Below are 17,417 nucleotides of genomic sequence, written 5' to 3'. Positions count from 1 at the left end.
GGCATGAGTTTCGGAGCTGGTGTGCCCACGGTCGAGGTCTCGGATCTCGCGGACGGTGACTTTCTGCTGGACGTCCGGGAGGACGACGAGTGGCAGGCGGGTCACGCCGAAGGGGCGCTGCACATTCCCATCAGTGACTTCGTCGCACGCTACGGCGAGCTGACCGAGGCGGCGCCGCAGGACGGCAGGGTCCATGTGATCTGCCGCTCCGGGGGCCGTTCGGCACAGGTTGCGATGTACCTGGTCCAGCAGGGTGTCGACGCGGTGAACGTCGACGGCGGCATGCAGGTCTGGGCGGCTGCGGGCCGCCCTGTGGTGAACGCGGAGGGGCAGTCGGGGTTCGTGCTCTAGCAGCCGACCCGGGGCGGCCGGGTTTCCCGGCCGCCCGCCTGTCTCAAGGCGTCTCGCCCACCTCAAGCTGCCTCGCTTGTCTCAAGGCACCGCGCCTGTCTCAAGGCGCCTCGCTCACCGCAGAGCCTCGCGCTCAGCCCAAAGGATGCGCCGCCAGCAGGTCGCCCAAGGCCTCCTCGTGTGCCGCCGCCGGGCCGAGTGAGAGTTCCAGGTGCTTGGCCCAGGCGTGGTACCGGTGCAGGGGATAGTCGGTGTCCGCGCCTATACCGCCGTGCAGATGCTGCGCGGTCTGCACGACACGGCGTACGCCCTCGGAGGCCCAGATCTTGGCGACGGCGATGTCGCCCGACGCGGGGAGCGCCCCGCCCGCCCCCGAGCTGATCCGCCACGCGGCCTGCCAGAGGGTCGCCTCCATCGCGCGCAGGTCGATGTAGCGGTCGGCGGCCTGCACGGCCACGGCCTGGAACGTGGCGACCGGGAACCCGAACTGCTCCCGTTTGCTGGTGTATTCGCTCGTCATCCCCAGCACCCCTTCGCCCAGTCCGAGCGCCAGCGCGCACGTCCCGGTGGCGAGCAGGTCACGCAGCGACTCCCAGGCTCCGTCGGCGTCGATGACGTCACGGGCGGGAACGCGTACGGAATCCAGCCGGAGTTCGCCGAGCCGCTCGCCCGATGTCGAGAACTGCTCGGCGAGCAGCACGCCTTCGTGGACGCGGGGGACCAGGGCGAGCACGGAGCGGCCCGAGTCGCTGCTCAGCGCGGGTACGAGGACGAAGTCGGCGTTCTGCGCCCAGGGGACGGCCGTCTGCATCCCGTCCAGCACCCACAGGTCGCCCTCCGGCCGCGCGGTCACGGCGAGTTCGGCGCCGTCGTGGCCGGTGCGTCCGTTCGCGGCGACCGTCAGGACCAGTTCACCCCGGCCGGCCCGGGCGAGCAGGTCCGCCTTCAACTCCTCGCCGCCGTACGTCTGCACGGTCAGCGCGGCAGCGGTGCTTTCCAGCAACGGGACTCGCGCGAGCACCTTCGCTGACTCGCGCAGCACCAGGCAGAGCGCGACGGCGTCCAGGCCCGCGCCACCGTGGCGGGCGTCGAGCAGCAGGCTCAGCAGGTCCGCATCGGCGAGTTTCGCCCACAGGGCGCGGTCGAAGTCGTCCGCGACGGCACCGGCGGTGAGCGCGGGACTCTGCACGCCGTCCGGCGCGACCCCCGCGAACACCGCCCTCGCCGCCTCCACGGCCGCCTGCTGCTCCTCGGTGAAGGTGAAGTCCACGGCCTTGTCCTTCCGGCGGATCCGTTGATCTGGCGGAGCGTCAAGATAGAACAGGTTCTAGAAGAAGGGAACGGTGCGGGCGGGTCGGTCCGGTCCGGCCGATCACCGGAGGGCTGCCGACCGGCAGGCCGATCGATCGGTCGGTGTGTTCGATTCGGGGAGGAGCGAGGGTCGTAAGGTGTCAACCGCTGTGGATAACCTCGTGGCCTCTGTGACCCATGGGACTGTGCTCGGCGGCCGGGCCTGAGTACCGTGCCGGTGCGACTGTCGCGGGACGGGCGACGGGAATCGGACACACTTCGGGAACGGGGCGGAATGGACGCGTACGACAAGGGCTCGAACGCCCGGCCCGTGCCGGGCGAGCCCGCGGCGGCCGTCCCTGCCCCCGCCGGCTCTCCGCCGGAGGGCCACGAAACCTCGGACGTCCGCGAGACCGCAACCGCAGGCGATCACGAGACCTCGGAGGGCCGCGGCACCCCGGACAGCCCTGAGTCCCCGGACAGTCATGGGGCCCCGGTCGGGCAGAAGCCCTCCGGCGAGGCTCCCGCCCGGATCCCCCAGCAGTACGGCGACCAGCAGGAGCAGCCGTACGAGGGCCAGCAGTACGGCGGCCAGCAATACGACGGGCAGCACGACGACGAGCGGTACGACGACACCGCCCTCGCCGGTCCCCCGCTCCCTCCTCCCCCCGCCGGCATCGCCGCCCTCTCCCTCCCGTACCAGATCGCCGCCGCGCTCGCGCTCGCCGTCGTCGCGGTCGCCGCCTGTGTGCACGTCGGCATGGTCTTCCTGCATGTCGCGCCGTCGAACACGGTCACCAAGCAGCACGGGCAGGCGATCGACGAGTGGATCTACCCCGAGTTCGAGCAGAACTGGAAGCTCTTCGCGCCCAACCCGCTGCAGCAGAACATCGCGGTCCAGGTCCGCGCCGACGTGCGGGCCGCGGACGGTGAGATAAGGACGACCCGCTGGTACGACCTCTCCGCGCTGGACGGTGTCGCCATCGACGGCAATCTGCTGCCCAGCCACACCCAGCAGAACGAGCTGCGCCGGGCCTGGGACTTCTTCGTGGCCACGCACGACAACGCGAACCGGCCGAACGGCCTGCGCGGCGCCCTCTCCGAGAAGTACCTGCGCCGCATCGTCGTCCTGCGCCTCGACCGCGAGCAGGCAGGCGGCCGGGGCGCGGTCGTGCAACAGGTCCAGGTCCGCTCCCGTACGACCAATGTGCCGCCTCCGAAGTGGAGCCAGGAGCAGGTGTCCGACAAGCCCATCGTCCGCCAGCTGCCCTGGTGGCCGGTCTCGGAGGCCGACCGGGCGGCCGGGACACGGCCCGGGGAGCCCACGGGGACGGAGGCGAGCGCCCGATGAGCGACCTCGGCCACGACCCGACGGGCAACCACGAACCGACGCGCACCCCCGGTCACCACCAGGCGAGCGCCCCCGACCACCACCACGCGAGCAGCCTCAGCCGGGACCGGACGCGCACCCTCGGGCGGGAGCGGCTCGCCGGCCGGATAAGCCGGTTCGACCGCAGGCACCGCGTCGACCGGACCCTCGCGCACGCCATCACACGCGTCACCGGCGAGGCCCTCGGCCCGTACCAGAGCGCCATGATCCGCATAGGTTTCGCCGGGACCTGGCTGCTGTTCCTGCTGCGGGAGTTCCCGCACCGCGAGGAGATGTACGGGCCCGACGGCCCCTGGAGCTGGGATCTCGCCCAGCAGCTCATCGCGAGCAACCACGCCTTCACGGCCCTGATGTGGGCCGACGGCCAGGTCTGGTTCGGGATCGTCTACGCGTTCGCCGTCCTGTCCAGCCTCCTGCTGATGCTCGGCTGGCGCACCCGGACCATGTCCGTGCTCTTCATGATCGGCGTGCTCTCCCTGCAGAACCGCAGCATCTTCATGGGGGACGGCGGCGACAACGTCATCCACCTCATGGCGATCTACCTCGTGCTCACGCGCTGCGGACAGGTCTGGTCGCTGGACGAGCGGCGGGAGCGCCGAGCCCGGGACGCACGCGCGCGTGGAGAGTGGGTGGGCCCGGACAGGGCCGGTCCCGCTCTCTGGACGGTGCTCGGCCTGGTCCTTGCCGCGGCCACGCTCGCGGGGAAGATCGACGGCGGCTTCCTCGGCGGCTGGCGGACGATCTACTGGGGGCTGTGGGCCGTACAGGGCCTGTGGTGGCTGGCCGGACGGTACGGCCGGAGCGTCCAGCCCCGCATCCTCCTCGACGTGGTCGCCAACCTCGTCCACAACGCCGCCCTGTTCGTGATCATGGCCGAGGCGTGTCTGATCTACGCGACCGCCGGCTGGTACAAGATCCAGGGCTCGCGCTGGCAGGACGGCACCGCCGTCTACTACCCCCTCCACCTGGACTACTTCTCCCCCTGGCCGGCCCTCTCCGATCTGCTGTCCGCGAGCGGCACGCTGATGCTGCTCGTGACGTACGGGACGGTGATCGTGCAGGTCGCCTTCCCCTTCACGCTGTTCAACCGGCGGGTGAAGAACGTCCTGCTGGCGGCCATGATGACCGAGCACGCCGTGATCGCCGTCGTGCTGGGCCTGCCGTTCTTCTCGCTCGCGATGATCGCCGCCGACGCCGTGTTCCTGCCGACGTCGTTCCTGCGCCGCCTGGGCGGATGGGCGGCACGCGCGCGTGGAGGGCTGTTTACGCGTCTGGGCCGTGCGCGTACGGTCCGGGGGCTCCGCAAGGAGCCCCCGCGCACCCCGGAGACGGCCGGTACGGCAGAGACGGCCGAGCCCCCGCACGTAGGCTTCACCGCATGACGGACGATCCCCGCGACCTCGATCCCGTCGACCCCCGCGACCCGGATCCCGTGAGCGCTTGGCGTCGGCTCGCCGGCACGTCCGTGCTGCTCGACGGCTTCCATGCCCTCAAGCACGCCGTCCGCTTCCGGGCCGAGATCCCGGTGGCGGTCACCGCCGATCGACGGGCCGCGCTCGCCCTCGCCGACGACCTGGCCCCGGACGTACGGGCCACACTGGACGCCCTCCTGACGGAGGTCCCGCGGGCCGCGTACGAAGCCCTCGTCCCGCGCCCGCATCCCACCGCCGTGGCCGCCCTGGCGGTACGTCCCGAGCGCGACGCCAATCTGCGCGTGCTGGCCCGCACGCCTCGCATCGCGCCGGTGGTCGTCCTCGACCAGCCGCGCAACCTCGGCAACGCGGGCGCGGTGATCCGGCTCGCGGCCGGTTTCGGCGCGACGGGGGTCGTCACGACCGGCACGCTCGATCCGTGGCATCCGACGGTCGTGCGCGCCGGGGCGGGCCTGCACTTCGCCACGGCCGTCGAGCGGCTGACCGTGGACGAGCTGCCCGCCGGGCCGGTGTTCGCCCTCGACCCCGAGGGCGAGGACATCCGGTCGCTGAAGCTCCCGGACGATGCCGTCCTCGCCTTCGGCTCCGAGCGCAGCGGGTTGTCGGGCGAACTGCGTGCCCGCACCGACCACTTGGTCTCACTGCCGATGCGGCCCCAGGTCTCCAGCTACAACCTCGCCACCAGCGTGGCGATGACGTTGTTCCACTGGAGTGCCTCGTAAGCACGGGGCGCCCCATCAGGGGCGCGGGGAACTGCGCGACCAGCACAACGGTCCGCAGTCGCAAGATGTCCCGCGCCCCCCGGGCGAATTTCACGCCTCCCGGCGTACCTCCACCACACGGAACCGGTTCGCCACGAACGCCCCGTCGCACAGCGCGGCGTTCGCCGCCGGGTTGCCGCCCGAGCCGTGGAAGTCCGAGAACGCGGCGGTCTGGTTGACGTAGACCCCGCCGGTCAGGTTGAGCGAGAGCTGGGCGCACTCCTCCAGGCAGGCCTCCTGGACGGCCTCCTCGACCTCCTCCGAGGTCGTGTACGCGCCCACCGTCATCGCGCCCTTGCTGCTGATGGTCCGCCGCAGCAGCGCCACGGCGTCCGCCGCCGAGTCGACCGCGACCGCGAAGGAGACGGGGCCGAAGCACTCGTTCATGAACGCGGCCTGGTCGTCCGGCTTGGCGCCGTCCAGCTTCACGATCACCGGGGTGCGCACGACCGCGTCCGGGAACTCGGGGTTGGCGATCTCCCGTGAGGCGAGGGCGACTTCACCGAGACCGGCGGCCGACTCCAGGCGGGCCTTCACGTCAGGGTTCACGATCGCGCCGAGCAGCCCGTTCGCCCGGGCGTCGTCCCCGAGGAGTCCGCCGACCGACTTCGCGAGGTCGGCGACCACCTCGTCGTACGACCGGGGGCCCTCCTCCGTACGGATGCCGTCGCGAGGGATGAGGAGGTTCTGCGGGGTCGTGCACATCTGGCCGCTGTAGAGGGACAGGGAGAATGCGAGGTTCGACAGCATCCCCTTGTAGTTGTCGGTCGACTCCACGAGCACCGTGTTGACGCCGGCCTTCTCCGTGTAGACCTGCGCCTGGCGGGCGTTGGCCTCCAGCCAGTCGCCGAACGCCGTCGAGCCCGTGTAGTCGATGATCCGGATCTCCGGGCGTGTCGCCAGGGTCTTGGCGATGCCCTCGCCCGCCCGCTCGGCGGCCAGCGCCACCAGGTTCGGGTCGAAGCCGGCCTCGGCGAGCACCTCGCGGGCCACCTGGACGGTGAGCGCGAGCGGCAGCACCGCGCGCGGGTGGGGCTTCACGAGCACCGCGTTGCCCGTGGCCAGGGAGGCGAACAGGCCCGGGTAGCCGTTCCACGTCGGGAAGGTGTTGCAGCCGATCACCAGCGCGACACCGCGCGGCACCGGCGTGAACCGCTTGGTCAGCGCGAGCGGGTCGCGCTTGCCCTGGGGCTTCGTCCACTCGGCGTCGTCGGGGGTGCGGACCTGCTCCACGTACGCGTACGCCACCGCCTCCAGGCCGCGGTCCTGCGCGTGCGGGCCGCCCGCCTGGAACGCCATCATGAAGGCCTGGCCGCTGGTGTGCATGACCGCGTGCGCGAACTCGTGGGTGCGGTCGCTGATCCGCTTGAGGATCTCCAGACACACCACCGCGCGCATCTCCGCGCCCGCGTCGCGCCACGCGCGCTGCCCCGCGCGCATGGCGGGCAGCAGCGTGTCGACGTCGGCGTGCGGGTAGGTGACGCCCAGCTCGATTCCGTACGGCGAGGTCTCGCCGCCCACCCAATCGTCGGTGCCGGGCTGGCCGAGGTCGAGACGGCTGCCGAGGAGGGCGTCGAAGGCGGCCTTGCCCGCCGCCGCGTCCAGACTGCCGTTCTCCCCGTACGCCTTGGGGTGTTCGGGGTGTGGCGACCAGTACGCGCGCGTGCGGATCGCTTCCAGCGCCTGGTCGAGGGTGGGCCGGTGCTGTTCGATCAGCTGGTGCGCGGTGAGTTCGGCGGCCATGAGGGACCAACTCCTCGTCTCATGAGCTCTCCGTCGAGCTCACGACCTGGGCAGAAACGGGCGGACAGAGTTAGAGTAACCGAACGATCGGTCGGGACAAGGGGGTCCGCTGAACCTGTGGACAACCCCGTGCGGGAGGATCGCGAGCATGACAGCACTCGACCTCGCCGGCCCCGTGGCCGTCGTCGGTACCGGCACCATGGGCCAGGGCATCGCTCAGGTCGCGCTCGTCGCGGGCCACCCCGTACGGCTGTACGACGCCGTGCCGGGCCGTGCGCAGGCCGCGGCCGACGCGATCGCCGCCCGCCTCGACCGGCTCGTCGAGAAGGACCGGCTGACCGGCGCCGAACGGGACGCCGCCCGCGCCCGTCTGCGCCCCGCGGAGAGCCTCGCCGACCTCGCCGATTCGGGCCTGGTCGTCGAAGCCGTCCTGGAGCGCCTGGACGTCAAACAGCAGCTGCTGCGCGAGCTGGAGGACGTCGTCGACGACGACTGCCTGCTCGCCACCAACACCTCCTCCCTGTCGGTGACCGCGATCGGCGGCGCCCTGCGCAACCCCGGCCGTTTCGTGGGGCTGCACTTCTTCAACCCCGCGCCGCTGCTGCCTCTGGTGGAGGTCGTCTCCGGGTTCGCGACCGACGTAACGTCGGCCACGCGCGCGTACGAGATGGCCCGCGCCTGGGGGAAGGCCCCGGTCGCCTGCGCCGACACCCCGGGCTTCATCGTCAACCGCATCGCGCGGCCCTTCTACGCCGAGGCCTTCGCGGTCTACGAGGCCCAGGCCGCCGACCCCGCCACGATCGACGCGGTCCTGCGCGAGTCGGGCGGCTTCCGGATGGGCGCCTTCGAACTGACCGACCTCATCGGCCAGGACGTCAACGAGTCCGTCACACGCTCCGTGTGGGAGGCCTTCTTCCAGGACGTGCGGTTCACGCCCTCGCTGGCCCAGCGCAGGCTCGTCGAGTCGGGCCGCCACGGCCGCAAGTCGGGGCACGGCTGGTACGACTACGGGGACGAGGGCGAGCGTCCAGAGCCGCACACCGCGGAGAAGGTCCAGCCGCCCGCCTACGTGGTCGCCGAGGGCGATCTGGGCCCCGCGGCCGAGCTGATCGCGCTGATCCGCGAGGCGGGCATCCAGGTCCGCGAGGACGAGGAGGACCACGGCACCCGGCTGGTGCTGCCGAGCGGCGGCCAGCTGGCCCTCGCGGACGGCCAGACCGCCGTCGAGTTCCGTGACGTCGTCTACTTCGACCTCGCGCTCGACTACCGCCGGGCGACCCGGATCGCCCTGTCCCACTCGCAGGACACCCAGACCCAGACGCTCGCCGAGGCCACCGGACTCTTCCAGGCGCTCGGCAAGGACGTCAGCGTCATCGGGGACGTGCCCGGCCTGATCGTCGCCCGCACGGTGGCCCGCATCGTCGACCTGGCGCACGACGCCGTCGCCAAGGGAGTGGCCACCGAGGAGGACATCGACACGGCGATGCGCCTGGGCGTCAACTACCCCCTGGGGCCCTTCGAATGGAGCCGCAGGCTGGGCCGGAGCTGGGCCTACGACGTCCTGGACGACCTGCACATGCGCGACCCCTCGGGGCGTTACGCGCCGTCCCTCGCGCTCTACCGCCACGCGTACGCCTCCGAGAAGCGGGAGGGCACCCCATGACCACCGCCAAGCGCGACACCTACACCCCGGAGACGCTGCTCTCCGTGGCCGTGCGGGTCTTCAACGAGCGCGGCTACGACGGCACCTCCATGGAGCACCTCTCCAAGGCGGCGGGCATCTCCAAGTCGTCGATCTACCACCACGTCACGGGCAAGGAGGAGCTGCTGCGCCGGGCCGTCAGCCGGGCGCTGGACGGCCTCTTCGGGATCCTCGACGAGGAGCACGCGCGCGTGGGGCGTGCCGTGGAGCGCCTGGAGTACGTCACCCGGCGCATGGTCGAGGTCCTCACCGCGGAGCTGCCGTACGTGACGCTGCTGCTGCGCGTGCGCGGCAACACCGACGCCGAGCGGTGGGCCCTGGAGCGGCGCCGGGACTTCGACCACCGGGTGGCCGAGCTCCTTCGGGCCGCCGCGGCCGACGGGGACGTACGCGTCGACGTGGAGTTCCGGCTCGCGACGCGGCTGGTCTTCGGGATGATCAACTCGATCGTGGAGTGGTACCGCCCCGACGGGCGGGGCATGGGCGAGCGCGAGGTCGCCGACGCGGTGGTGCGGCTGGTCTTCGGGGGGCTCCGGCAGGAGGACTGACGGTGCTCCAAGGGCTCCGCCGGGGCATCTGAGGCCCTTGGGGCAGGCCGAGCGCTGCCCTGGGCCGTCAGGGCAGCCCCCAGGGCCTCAGGTCACCCCTGCGGCTCCAGGTCCTCCTCCTCGAAGACCAGCAGGGTCCGGGTGCTGAGCACCTCGGGGATGGCCTGGAGCCGGGTGAGCACCAGCTCGCGCAGCGCCCTGTTGTCGGGCGTGTGCACAAGGAGCAGGACGTCGAAGTCCCCGCCCACCAGCGCGATGTGGGAGGCCCCCGGGAGCGCCCTCAGCTGCTCGCGCACGGTGCGCCAGGAGTTCTGCACGATCTTGAGGGTGATGTATGCCGAGGTGCTGTGCCCCGCGCGCTCGTGGTTGACGCGGGCGCCGAAGCCGCGGATCACGCCGTCCTCGATGAGGCGGTTGATGCGCGCGTAGGCGTTCGCGCGCGACACGTGGACGCGCTCGGCCACGGACCGTATCGAGGCGCGGCCGTCCGCCTGGAGCATCTGGAGGATGTCCTGATCGATGGCGTCCAGCGGGCGCGGCGGCGGCAGGGAGGATCCGGCCTCCGGCCCCTCGGCCATTTGTTCAGGTGCCATGTCCCCCCGCCTCCCTACCATGGACGTACTGCGTCCATCTCAGGCTGTGGAGAACCGTTTGTCCACAGCCTGGAGGTGCCTGTAGCCAAAATGTGCCGACGACCGAACAATCGGTAGGTGAGGCGCGTCACTCTCGGCACGTCTCTCGAAGCCGCCCATGAGGAGGTGCCGACATGACGGTCATGGAGCAGCGAGGCGCATACCGGCCGACCCCGCCGCCCGCCTGGCAGCCCCGCACCGACCCCGCGCCGCTGCTGCCCGACGCGCTGCCCCACCGCGTCCTCGGCACCGAGGCGGCCGAGCGGGTCGACCCGGAGCTCCTGCGCAGGCTGTACGCGCAGCTGGTGCGAGGCCGCCGTTACAACGCGCAGGCCACGGCCCTCACCAAGCAGGGCCGCCTCGCCGTCTACCCCTCCTCCACCGGCCAGGAGGCCTGCGAGGTCGCCGCCGCGCTCGTCCTCGAAGAGCGCGACTGGCTCTTCCCCAGCTACCGCGACACGCTCGCCGCCGTGGCCCGCGGCCTCGACCCCGTCCAGGCGCTGACCCTGCTGCGCGGCGACTGGCACACCGGCTACGACCCGCACGAGCACCGGATCGCGCCCCTGTGCACGCCGCTCGCCACCCAGCTCCCGCATGCCGTGGGCCTTGCGCACGCCGCCCGCCTCAAGGGCGACGACGTGGTCGCGCTCGCCCTGGTCGGCGACGGCGGCACCAGCGAGGGCGACTTCCACGAGGCGCTGAACTTCGCCGCCGTCTGGCAGGCCCCGGTCGTCTTCCTCGTACAGAACAACGGCTTCGCGATCTCCGTCCCGCTCGCCAAGCAGACCGCGGCCCCGTCGCTGGCCCACAAGGCCGTCGGATACGGGATGCCCGGCCGCCTGGTCGACGGCAACGACGCCGCCGCCGTGCACGAGGTCCTCAGCGACGCCGTCGCCCACGCGCGCGCGGGTGGTGGTCCCACGCTCGTGGAGGCGGTCACGTACCGCATGGAGGCGCACACCAACGCCGACGACGACAAGCGCTACCGCGGCGACTCCGAGGTCGAGGCCTGGCGCGCGCACGATCCGATCGCCCTCCTGGAGCGCGAGCTGACCGAGCGCGGGCTGCTCGACGAGGCCGGGATGCGCGCCGCGCGCGAGGACGCCGAGGTGATGGCCGCGGACCTGCGCGAGCGCATGAACCAGGACCCGGCGCTCGACCCGATGGACCTCTTCGCGCACGTCTACGCCCAGCCCACGACACAACTCCTGGAACAGGAGGCACAGTTGCGGGCCGAGCTGGACGCCGAGGCGCGCCACCACGAGAACGAGCACGAGTCGGAAGGAACGGCCCGATGACCACCGTCGCGGTGAAGCCGGCCACCATGGCGCAGGCCCTCGGGCGCGCCCTGCGGGACGCCATGGCCGACGACCCGACCGTGCACGTCATGGGCGAGGACGTCGGCACCCTCGGAGGCGTCTTCCGCGTCACCGACGGGCTCGCCAAGGAGTTCGGCGAGGACCGCGTCACGGACACGCCCCTCGCCGAGGCGGGCATCCTCGGCACGGCCGTCGGCATGGCCATGTACGGGCTCAGGCCGGTCGTGGAGATGCAGTTCGACGCCTTCGCCTACCCGGCCTTCGAGCAGCTGATCTCGCACGTGGCCCGCATGCGCAACCGCACGCGCGGGGCGATGCCGCTGCCCATCACCGTGCGCGTGCCCTACGGGGGCGGCATCGGCGGCGTCGAGCACCACAGCGACTCCTCCGAGGCGTACTACATCGCGACCCCGGGCCTCCATGTCGTCACCCCCGCGACGGTCGCCGACGCCTACGGGCTGCTGCGCGCCGCCATCGCCTCCGACGACCCGGTCGTCTTCCTCGAACCCAAGCGCCTGTACTGGTCGAAGGACACCTGGAACCCCGACGAGCCGCAGGCCGTGGACCCGATCGGCCGCGCGGTCGTCCGGCGCCACGGCCGCAGCGCCACGCTCATCACCTACGGGCCGTCGGTGCCCGTCTGCATGGAGGCCGCCGAGGCGGCGCGGGCCGAGGGATGGGACCTCGAAGTCGTCGACCTGCGCTCCCTGGTGCCGTTCGACGACGAGACGGTCTCCGCGTCCGTACGACGCACCGGGCGGGCCGTGGTCGTACACGAGTCGGGCGGCTTCGGCGGGCCCGGCGGGGAGATCGCCGCGCGGGTCACCGAGCGGTGCTTCCACCACCTGGAGGCGCCGGTGCTGCGCGTGGCCGGGTTCGACATCCCGTATCCGCCGCCGATGCTGGAGCGCCACCACCTGCCGGGCGTCGACCGGATCCTGGACGCGGTGGCCCGGCTGCAGTGGGAGGCACAGAGCTGATGGCCCAGGTCCTGGAATTCAAGCTGCCCGACCTCGGTGAGGGGCTCACCGAGGCCGAGATCGTCCGCTGGCTCGTCCAGGTCGGCGATGTCGTCGCCGTCGACCAGCCCGTCGTCGAGGTCGAGACGGCCAAGGCGATGGTCGAGGTCCCCTGCCCGTACGGCGGCGTGGTCACGGCCCGCTACGGCGAAGAGGGCACCGAACTGCCCGTCGGCTCCCCGCTGTTGACGGTGGCGGTGGGGGCACCGGCCTCCGGCGCACTGGCTTCCGGCCCGCTTGCACCCGACTCCGGGGACGAGAGCAAGGACGAGGGCTCCGGGAACGTACTCGTGGGCTACGGCACGCAGGCGCCTCCGGCGCGGCGCGGACGGCTGCGGCCGCCGGGGGCCGGGGCGGCTCCGGGGCGGCGGTCACCGGGTTCGTCCGACGGCGGGCCGGGCTCGGGACGGCATGGCAGCGCTGTCGGCGCGGGTGCCGGAGCCGGATCGGCGGGAAGCAGTCGTGCTGGGCTCCCGGACGCCGACCCGGCCGTCGCGGCGGCGCCCACCGCGCTCCTCGGGTCCGCCGGGTCCGGCACGGCCACCCGTCGTCCCGCACAGGACGAGGAGCCGGTCGCGGACGGGACCGGTGTCGATGCCGGGCGCCGGGCCGACGGTCCCGTGCCGGTGATCTCCCCGCTCGTGCGCCGGCTGGCCCGGGAGAACGGGCTCGACCTGCGGGAGCTGGCGGGTTCGGGTCCCGACGGGCTGATCACGCGCGCGGACGTCGAGCACGCCGCGCGGGCCGCCGCGTCGGCCCCGACCGTCGTGCGGCCACCCCAGGCCGCGGCGCCCGCACCGGCGCAGTCGACGTCAGCCACGCACGCGCGTGGCACCCGCATCCCTCTCAAGGGTGTCCGAGGTGCCGTCGCCGACAAGCTCTCCCGGAGTCGGCGCGAGATCCCGGACGCGACCTGCTGGGTCGACGCCGATGCCACGGAACTGATGCACGCGCGCGTGCGGATGAACGAGGCCGGCGGGTCGAAGATCTCCCTCCTCGCACTCCTCGCCCGGATCTGCACCGCCGCGCTGGCCCGTTTCCCCGAGCTCAACTCGACGGTCGACATGGAGGCCAGGGAGGTCGTCCGGCTCGATGCGGTGCACCTCGGGTTCGCCGCGCAGACCGAGCGCGGGCTCGTCGTGCCGGTGGTGAAGGACGCGCACACCCGGGGCGCGGAGTCCCTGAGCGCGGAGTTCGCCCGGCTCACCGAGGCCGCACGCACCGGGACGCTCACACCGGCGGAACTCACCGGCGGGACCTTCACGTTGAACAACTACGGGGTGTTCGGCGTCGACGGCTCCACGCCGATCATCAACCACCCCGAGGCGGCCATGCTCGGCGTCGGCCGGATCGTCCCCAAGCCCTGGGTGCACGAGGGCGAGCTGGCGGTGCGGCAGGTCGTGCAGCTCTCGCTCACCTTCGACCACCGGGTGTGCGACGGCGGCACGGCGGGCGGATTCCTCCGGTATGTGGCGGACTGTGTGGAACAGCCCGCGGTCCTGCTGCGGACCTTGTAGCCCCGCGGCCCGTACGACCTCGTCACCACCCCCGTCCACATGCTGTGCGCGGGGGTGGAAATGATCCATCGGGCGCCCATACTCGGGGGGTGACCGCGTACGAGCGTCCCAGCGCACCCGGTTCCGTCGGCGCACCCGGTTCCTCCATCGGGCCCGGTTCCTCCGGCGCACCCGGTGTGGACGGCCGGGACACGGACGGCCATGACGCCGTCGTGCTCGCCGGCGGTGCCGCCCGCCGCCTCGGCGGGGCGGACAAGCCCGGCGTTCACGTGGGTGGCCGCGCCCTGCTCGACCGCGTCCTGGCCGCCTGTTCGGGCGCGGCAGTCACCGTGGTCGTCGCGGAGCCCCGGCCCACCGCGCGTCCGGTGGAGTGGGCGCGCGAGGACCCGCCCGGCGGGGGTCCGCTGGCCGCCCTCGACGCCGGACTCCGGCACACCGCCGCCGCGTACGTCGTGGTGCTCTCCGCCGACCTGCCGTTCCTGGACGAGAAGACGGTCGAGCGGCTGCTGACCGCTCTTCAAGAGGCAGACACGGAGGGCGTGTTGCTCACCGACTCCGGCGGTCGGGACCAGCCGCTGGTGGCCGCGTACCGGAGTGCGGCGCTGCGCCGCGAGCTGGCGGCCCTCCGTGGCGAGCACGGCGAACTGACCGGGCTGCCGCTGCGCCGGCTCACCAATGCGCTCGAACTCACCCGTATCACCGACCCCGTCGCGTCCTTCGACTGCGACACCTGGGACGACATCGCCGCCGCCCGGGCACGTATCAGGGAGCATGGGCACGTGTTGGATGAATGGATCACCGCAGTCAAGGACGAGCTCGGCATCGACCTGGACGTCGACACCGGCACCCTGCTCGACCTCGCCCGCGACGCCGCGCACGGCGTGGCCCGCCCGGCGGCACCGCTGACCACGTTCCTCGTGGGGTACGCGGCGGCGCAGGCCAAGGGGGGCCCCGAGGCGGTCGCGGAAGCCGCCCGCAAGGCGACGGCACTGGCGCTGCGCTGGGCGGCGGAGGCGGAGGCCGACGACGGCACCGCACCACCCCCGACGGGCCCGTCCGGCACCAGCACCGGGACCGGCACCGAGACCGCCACCGGCACCAGTACCGGCACCGGCTCCGATACCGCCGCTCCCGAAGCCCGCCCGGACGCCGGATGACCGCCCCGGGGCAGTACGAGGAGGTCGACCTCGACGACCTCGACGTGGAGGAGGCCCTCGCCCTGGCCAAGGAAGGCGGTGCCCAGGTGCCCGACGGCTCCGGAGCCACTGGAGGCTCTCCCGCCGTGCCCCCGCCGTCGCCGAGGGGCGGAAACCGGGAGCCCGGGCAACACACCGCCGGGACCGACGCCGGCACCGCCGACGGAACCTCCCGGGCCCGCACGGCCGAGCACGGCCACCACAAAGCAACCCCCTGGCCCGAGGCCCGCGCCCTCGCCGGCCGAGCCCCCCGTCGGCCGGACGCCCCCGTCTCCGTGTCCCTCGACGCCGCGCTGGGCCTCGTACTCGCCGCTCCCCTCGCCGCCCTCACGGACCTCCCGTCGTTCGACACCTCCGCGATGGACGGCTGGGCCGTCGCCGGGCCGGGACCCTGGCACGTCCGGGCCGAGGGGGTCCTCGCGGGCCACGCCGAGCCCGAGCGCCTCACCGACGGCGAGGCCGTCCGTATCGCGACCGGCGCACGGATCCCGCAGGACGTCACCGCGGTGATCCGCAGCGAGCACGGCCGCACCGATGAGAAGGAACGGCTCCACGCGACCCGGGAGGTCGTACCCGGTCAGGACATTCGTCCCCGTGGCCAGGAGTGCCGCTCCGGCGATCCCCTGCTGCAGCGCGGCACGGTGGTCACCCCGGCCGTGCTCGGGCTGGCCGCCGCCGCCGGATACGACACCGTCTCGGCCCTCCCCCGGCCCCGCGCCGAAGTCCTCGTCCTCGGGGACGAGTTGCTCACCGAGGGCCTGCCCCACGACGGGCTGATCCGCGACGCGCTCGGCCCGATGCTGCCGTCCTGGCTGCGCGCGCTCGGCGCGGACGTCATCGCCGTACGCAGGCTCGGCGACGACGCCGAAGCCCTTCGCAAGGCCCTGAAGAACTCCGACGCCGACCTCGTCGTCACGACCGGCGGCACCGCCGCGGGCCCGGTCGACCATGTGCACCCCACCCTGCGCCGCATCGACGCCGAACTCCTGGTGGACGGCGTCAAGGTGCGCCCCGGCCACCCCATGCTCTTGGCCCGCACCAAGGAGAACCAGCACCTCGTCGGCCTCCCCGGCAACCCCCTCGCCGCCGTCTCCGGCCTGCTCACGCTCGCCGAACCCCTGTTGCGCACCCTCGCGGGCCGCGCGGCCCCGGAGACCTACACGCTGCCCCTGAAGGAGACCGTGCACGGCCATCCGTACGACACCCGGCTGATCCCCGTCGTCCTGCGCGAGGACCGGGCCGTACCGCTGCACTACAACGGACCGGCCATGCTGCGGGGCATCGCCGTGGCCGACGCGCTCGCGGTCGTGCCGCCCGGCGGGGCGCGCCCCGGCCAGGAGCTGGAGATTCTCGACCTGCCCTGGGCGACGGCCGGGATCGGGGTGTGTTTCACGTGAAACTTCCGGGCCAGGACGCGATCGCCCGTCACGCGGAGGAACGCGTCGTCACCCGCCGGGTGAGACTGCCTCGCCGACGGGTGGAACATCCGCTGAGGCAGGTCGCCAAACGGGTCACCATCGCGCTGCTCGTGCTGGTCGGCACCGCCCTCATCGTCTACGCCGACCACGACGGCTACAACGACAACTCGGACGGCTCGGTCGACCTGCTCGACGCCTTCTACTACGCGACCGTCACGCTCTCCACCACCGGATACGGCGACATCACCCCCGTCAGTGACGCCGCCCGGTTCACCAATATCTTCGTGATCACGCCCTTGCGCGTGATGTTCCTGATCATCCTGGTCGGCACCACTCTCGAGGTCCTCACCGAACGCACCCGGGAGGAGTGGCGACTGAACCGCTGGAGGACCGCTTTGAGGGAGCACACCGTTGTCATCGGGTTCGGCACGAAAGGTCGCTCCGCGATTCAGACCGTGTGCGCGACGGGGCTGAAGAAGGAGCAGGTCGTGGTCGTCGATCCCAACTTCAAGGTGATCGACGCGGCGACGGCGGACGGGTACGCGGGCGTGGTCGGCGACGCCACCCGCAGTGACGTGCTGATCCGCGCCGAGGTCCAACGGGCCCGCCAGATCATCATCGCGACCCAGCGCGACGACACCGCCGTGCTCGTCACGCTGACGGCCCGGCAGCTCAACCGCGGGGCGAAGATCGTGGCCGCCGTGCGCGAGGAGGAGAACGCGCCGCTGCTCAAGCAGTCCGGCGCCGACGCCGTCATCACCAGCGCCAGCGCGGCCGGCCGCCTCCTCGGTCTCTCCGTGCTCAGCCCCAGCGCCGGCATGGTCATGGAGGACCTCATCCAGCAGGGCAGCGGCCTCGACATCGTCGAACGGCCCGTCATAAAGGCCGAGGTCGGCAAGGGCGTCCGCGAGACCGAGGACCTGGTGGTCAGCGTCGTACGAGGACACCGCGTCCTCGGCTACGACGATCCCGCCATCGGCAAGCTGCAGTTGACGGACCGTCTGATCACCATCGTCCGCGTCACCCCGCACACCCAGGTCGCACCGGACATGAGGCCACTGCGGCAGGACTGAACTTCGCCCACCGGGGGCGCCGCAG

Annotated in this window: 15 protein-coding genes; 12 read left to right on the top strand and 3 right to left on the bottom strand. The window is 72.4% G+C overall.

What is annotated here, in order from left to right; genetic code table 11:
- Positions 1-21 precede the first annotated feature (21 nt).
- Positions 22-351: a rhodanese-like domain-containing protein gene (locus tag ACN20J_RS24855; RefSeq protein ID WP_189841689.1), complete on the top strand. Its 330-nt coding sequence runs from the start codon at positions 22-24 to the stop codon at positions 349-351.
- Positions 352-484: 133 nt separating this feature from the next.
- Here ACN20J_RS24855 and ACN20J_RS24850 read toward each other — a convergent pair whose 3' ends face one another.
- Positions 485-1,621: an acyl-CoA dehydrogenase family protein gene (locus ACN20J_RS24850; protein WP_361888477.1), complete on the bottom strand. Its 1,137-nt coding sequence runs from the start codon at positions 1,619-1,621 to the stop codon at positions 485-487.
- Between the two features lie 315 nt (positions 1,622-1,936).
- Here ACN20J_RS24850 and ACN20J_RS24845 point away from each other — a divergent pair, with 315 nt between their 5' ends.
- Genes ACN20J_RS24845 through ACN20J_RS24835 form a run of 3 tightly spaced genes read left to right on the top strand, consistent with a single transcriptional unit; the run spans position 1,937 to position 5,186 of the window.
- Positions 1,937-2,992 carry a DUF5819 family protein gene (locus tag ACN20J_RS24845; protein WP_419666848.1) on the top strand — a complete coding sequence of 352 codons (1,056 nt, stop codon included), beginning with the start codon at positions 1,937-1,939 and terminating at the stop codon, positions 2,990-2,992.
- On the top strand, positions 2,989-4,413 hold the full coding sequence (locus tag ACN20J_RS24840; RefSeq protein WP_419666847.1) for an HTTM domain-containing protein: 1,425 nt from the start codon (positions 2,989-2,991) through the stop codon (positions 4,411-4,413). The genes ACN20J_RS24845 and ACN20J_RS24840 overlap by 4 nt, the downstream gene beginning before the upstream one ends.
- Positions 4,410-5,186: a TrmH family RNA methyltransferase gene (locus ACN20J_RS24835; protein ID WP_419666846.1), complete on the top strand. Its 777-nt coding sequence runs from the start codon at positions 4,410-4,412 to the stop codon at positions 5,184-5,186. Before ACN20J_RS24840 ends, ACN20J_RS24835 begins: the two co-directional genes overlap by 4 nt.
- Before the next feature lie 90 nt (positions 5,187-5,276).
- Here ACN20J_RS24835 and paaN read toward each other — a convergent pair whose 3' ends face one another.
- Positions 5,277-6,968, bottom strand: a complete 1,692-nt coding sequence (paaN, locus tag ACN20J_RS24830; RefSeq protein ID WP_361988602.1) for a phenylacetic acid degradation protein PaaN — start codon at positions 6,966-6,968, stop codon at positions 5,277-5,279.
- A gap of 148 nt (positions 6,969-7,116) precedes the next feature.
- On the opposite strand from paaN, the gene ACN20J_RS24825 reads away from it, so the two are divergent.
- Positions 7,117-8,631: a 3-hydroxyacyl-CoA dehydrogenase gene (locus ACN20J_RS24825; protein ID WP_419666845.1), complete on the top strand. Its 1,515-nt coding sequence runs from the start codon at positions 7,117-7,119 to the stop codon at positions 8,629-8,631.
- Positions 8,628-9,218: a TetR/AcrR family transcriptional regulator gene (locus ACN20J_RS24820; protein ID WP_055613049.1), complete on the top strand. Its 591-nt coding sequence runs from the start codon at positions 8,628-8,630 to the stop codon at positions 9,216-9,218. The genes ACN20J_RS24825 and ACN20J_RS24820 overlap by 4 nt, the downstream gene beginning before the upstream one ends.
- A gap of 92 nt (positions 9,219-9,310) precedes the next feature.
- On the opposite strand, the gene ACN20J_RS24815 is transcribed toward ACN20J_RS24820, so the two are convergent.
- Positions 9,311-9,811 (bottom strand): Lrp/AsnC family transcriptional regulator, encoded by a 501-nt coding sequence (locus ACN20J_RS24815; protein ID WP_372505488.1) that lies wholly within the window; start codon positions 9,809-9,811, stop codon positions 9,311-9,313.
- A gap of 173 nt (positions 9,812-9,984) precedes the next feature.
- Between ACN20J_RS24815 and pdhA the strand changes: the two genes are divergently transcribed.
- The 6 genes from pdhA to ACN20J_RS24785 all read left to right on the top strand — a co-directional run bounded on the left by pdhA (position 9,985) and on the right by ACN20J_RS24785 (position 17,392).
- A complete protein-coding gene (pdhA, locus tag ACN20J_RS24810; protein ID WP_189841483.1) occupies positions 9,985-11,148 on the top strand; it encodes a pyruvate dehydrogenase (acetyl-transferring) E1 component subunit alpha in 1,164 nt (387 codons plus the stop codon).
- Positions 11,145-12,149, top strand: a complete 1,005-nt coding sequence (locus ACN20J_RS24805) for an alpha-ketoacid dehydrogenase subunit beta (RefSeq protein WP_189841482.1) — start codon at positions 11,145-11,147, stop codon at positions 12,147-12,149. Before pdhA ends, ACN20J_RS24805 begins: the two co-directional genes overlap by 4 nt.
- Positions 12,149-13,705, top strand: coding sequence for a dihydrolipoamide acetyltransferase family protein (locus ACN20J_RS24800; RefSeq protein WP_419666844.1), 1,557 nt, complete (start codon positions 12,149-12,151; stop codon positions 13,703-13,705). The genes ACN20J_RS24805 and ACN20J_RS24800 overlap by 1 nt, the downstream gene beginning before the upstream one ends.
- 89 nt (positions 13,706-13,794) lie before the next feature.
- Positions 13,795-14,862 carry an NTP transferase domain-containing protein gene (locus tag ACN20J_RS24795; protein WP_419666843.1) on the top strand — a complete coding sequence of 356 codons (1,068 nt, stop codon included), beginning with the start codon at positions 13,795-13,797 and terminating at the stop codon, positions 14,860-14,862.
- Positions 14,859-16,298 carry a molybdopterin molybdotransferase MoeA gene (locus ACN20J_RS24790; RefSeq protein WP_419666842.1) on the top strand — a complete coding sequence of 480 codons (1,440 nt, stop codon included), beginning with the start codon at positions 14,859-14,861 and terminating at the stop codon, positions 16,296-16,298. The genes ACN20J_RS24795 and ACN20J_RS24790 overlap by 4 nt, the downstream gene beginning before the upstream one ends.
- Positions 16,295-17,392, top strand: coding sequence for a potassium channel family protein (locus tag ACN20J_RS24785; protein ID WP_189841478.1), 1,098 nt, complete (start codon positions 16,295-16,297; stop codon positions 17,390-17,392). The genes ACN20J_RS24790 and ACN20J_RS24785 overlap by 4 nt, the downstream gene beginning before the upstream one ends.
- Positions 17,393-17,417: the final 25 nt, after the last annotated feature.

It is taken from the genome of Streptomyces sp. 2-1, from assembly GCF_048564895.1.
GTDB classification, from domain to species: Bacteria; Actinomycetota; Actinomycetes; order Streptomycetales; family Streptomycetaceae; genus Streptomyces; species Streptomyces phaeochromogenes.
This window is presented reverse-complemented; position numbering and strand designations above follow the sequence as displayed.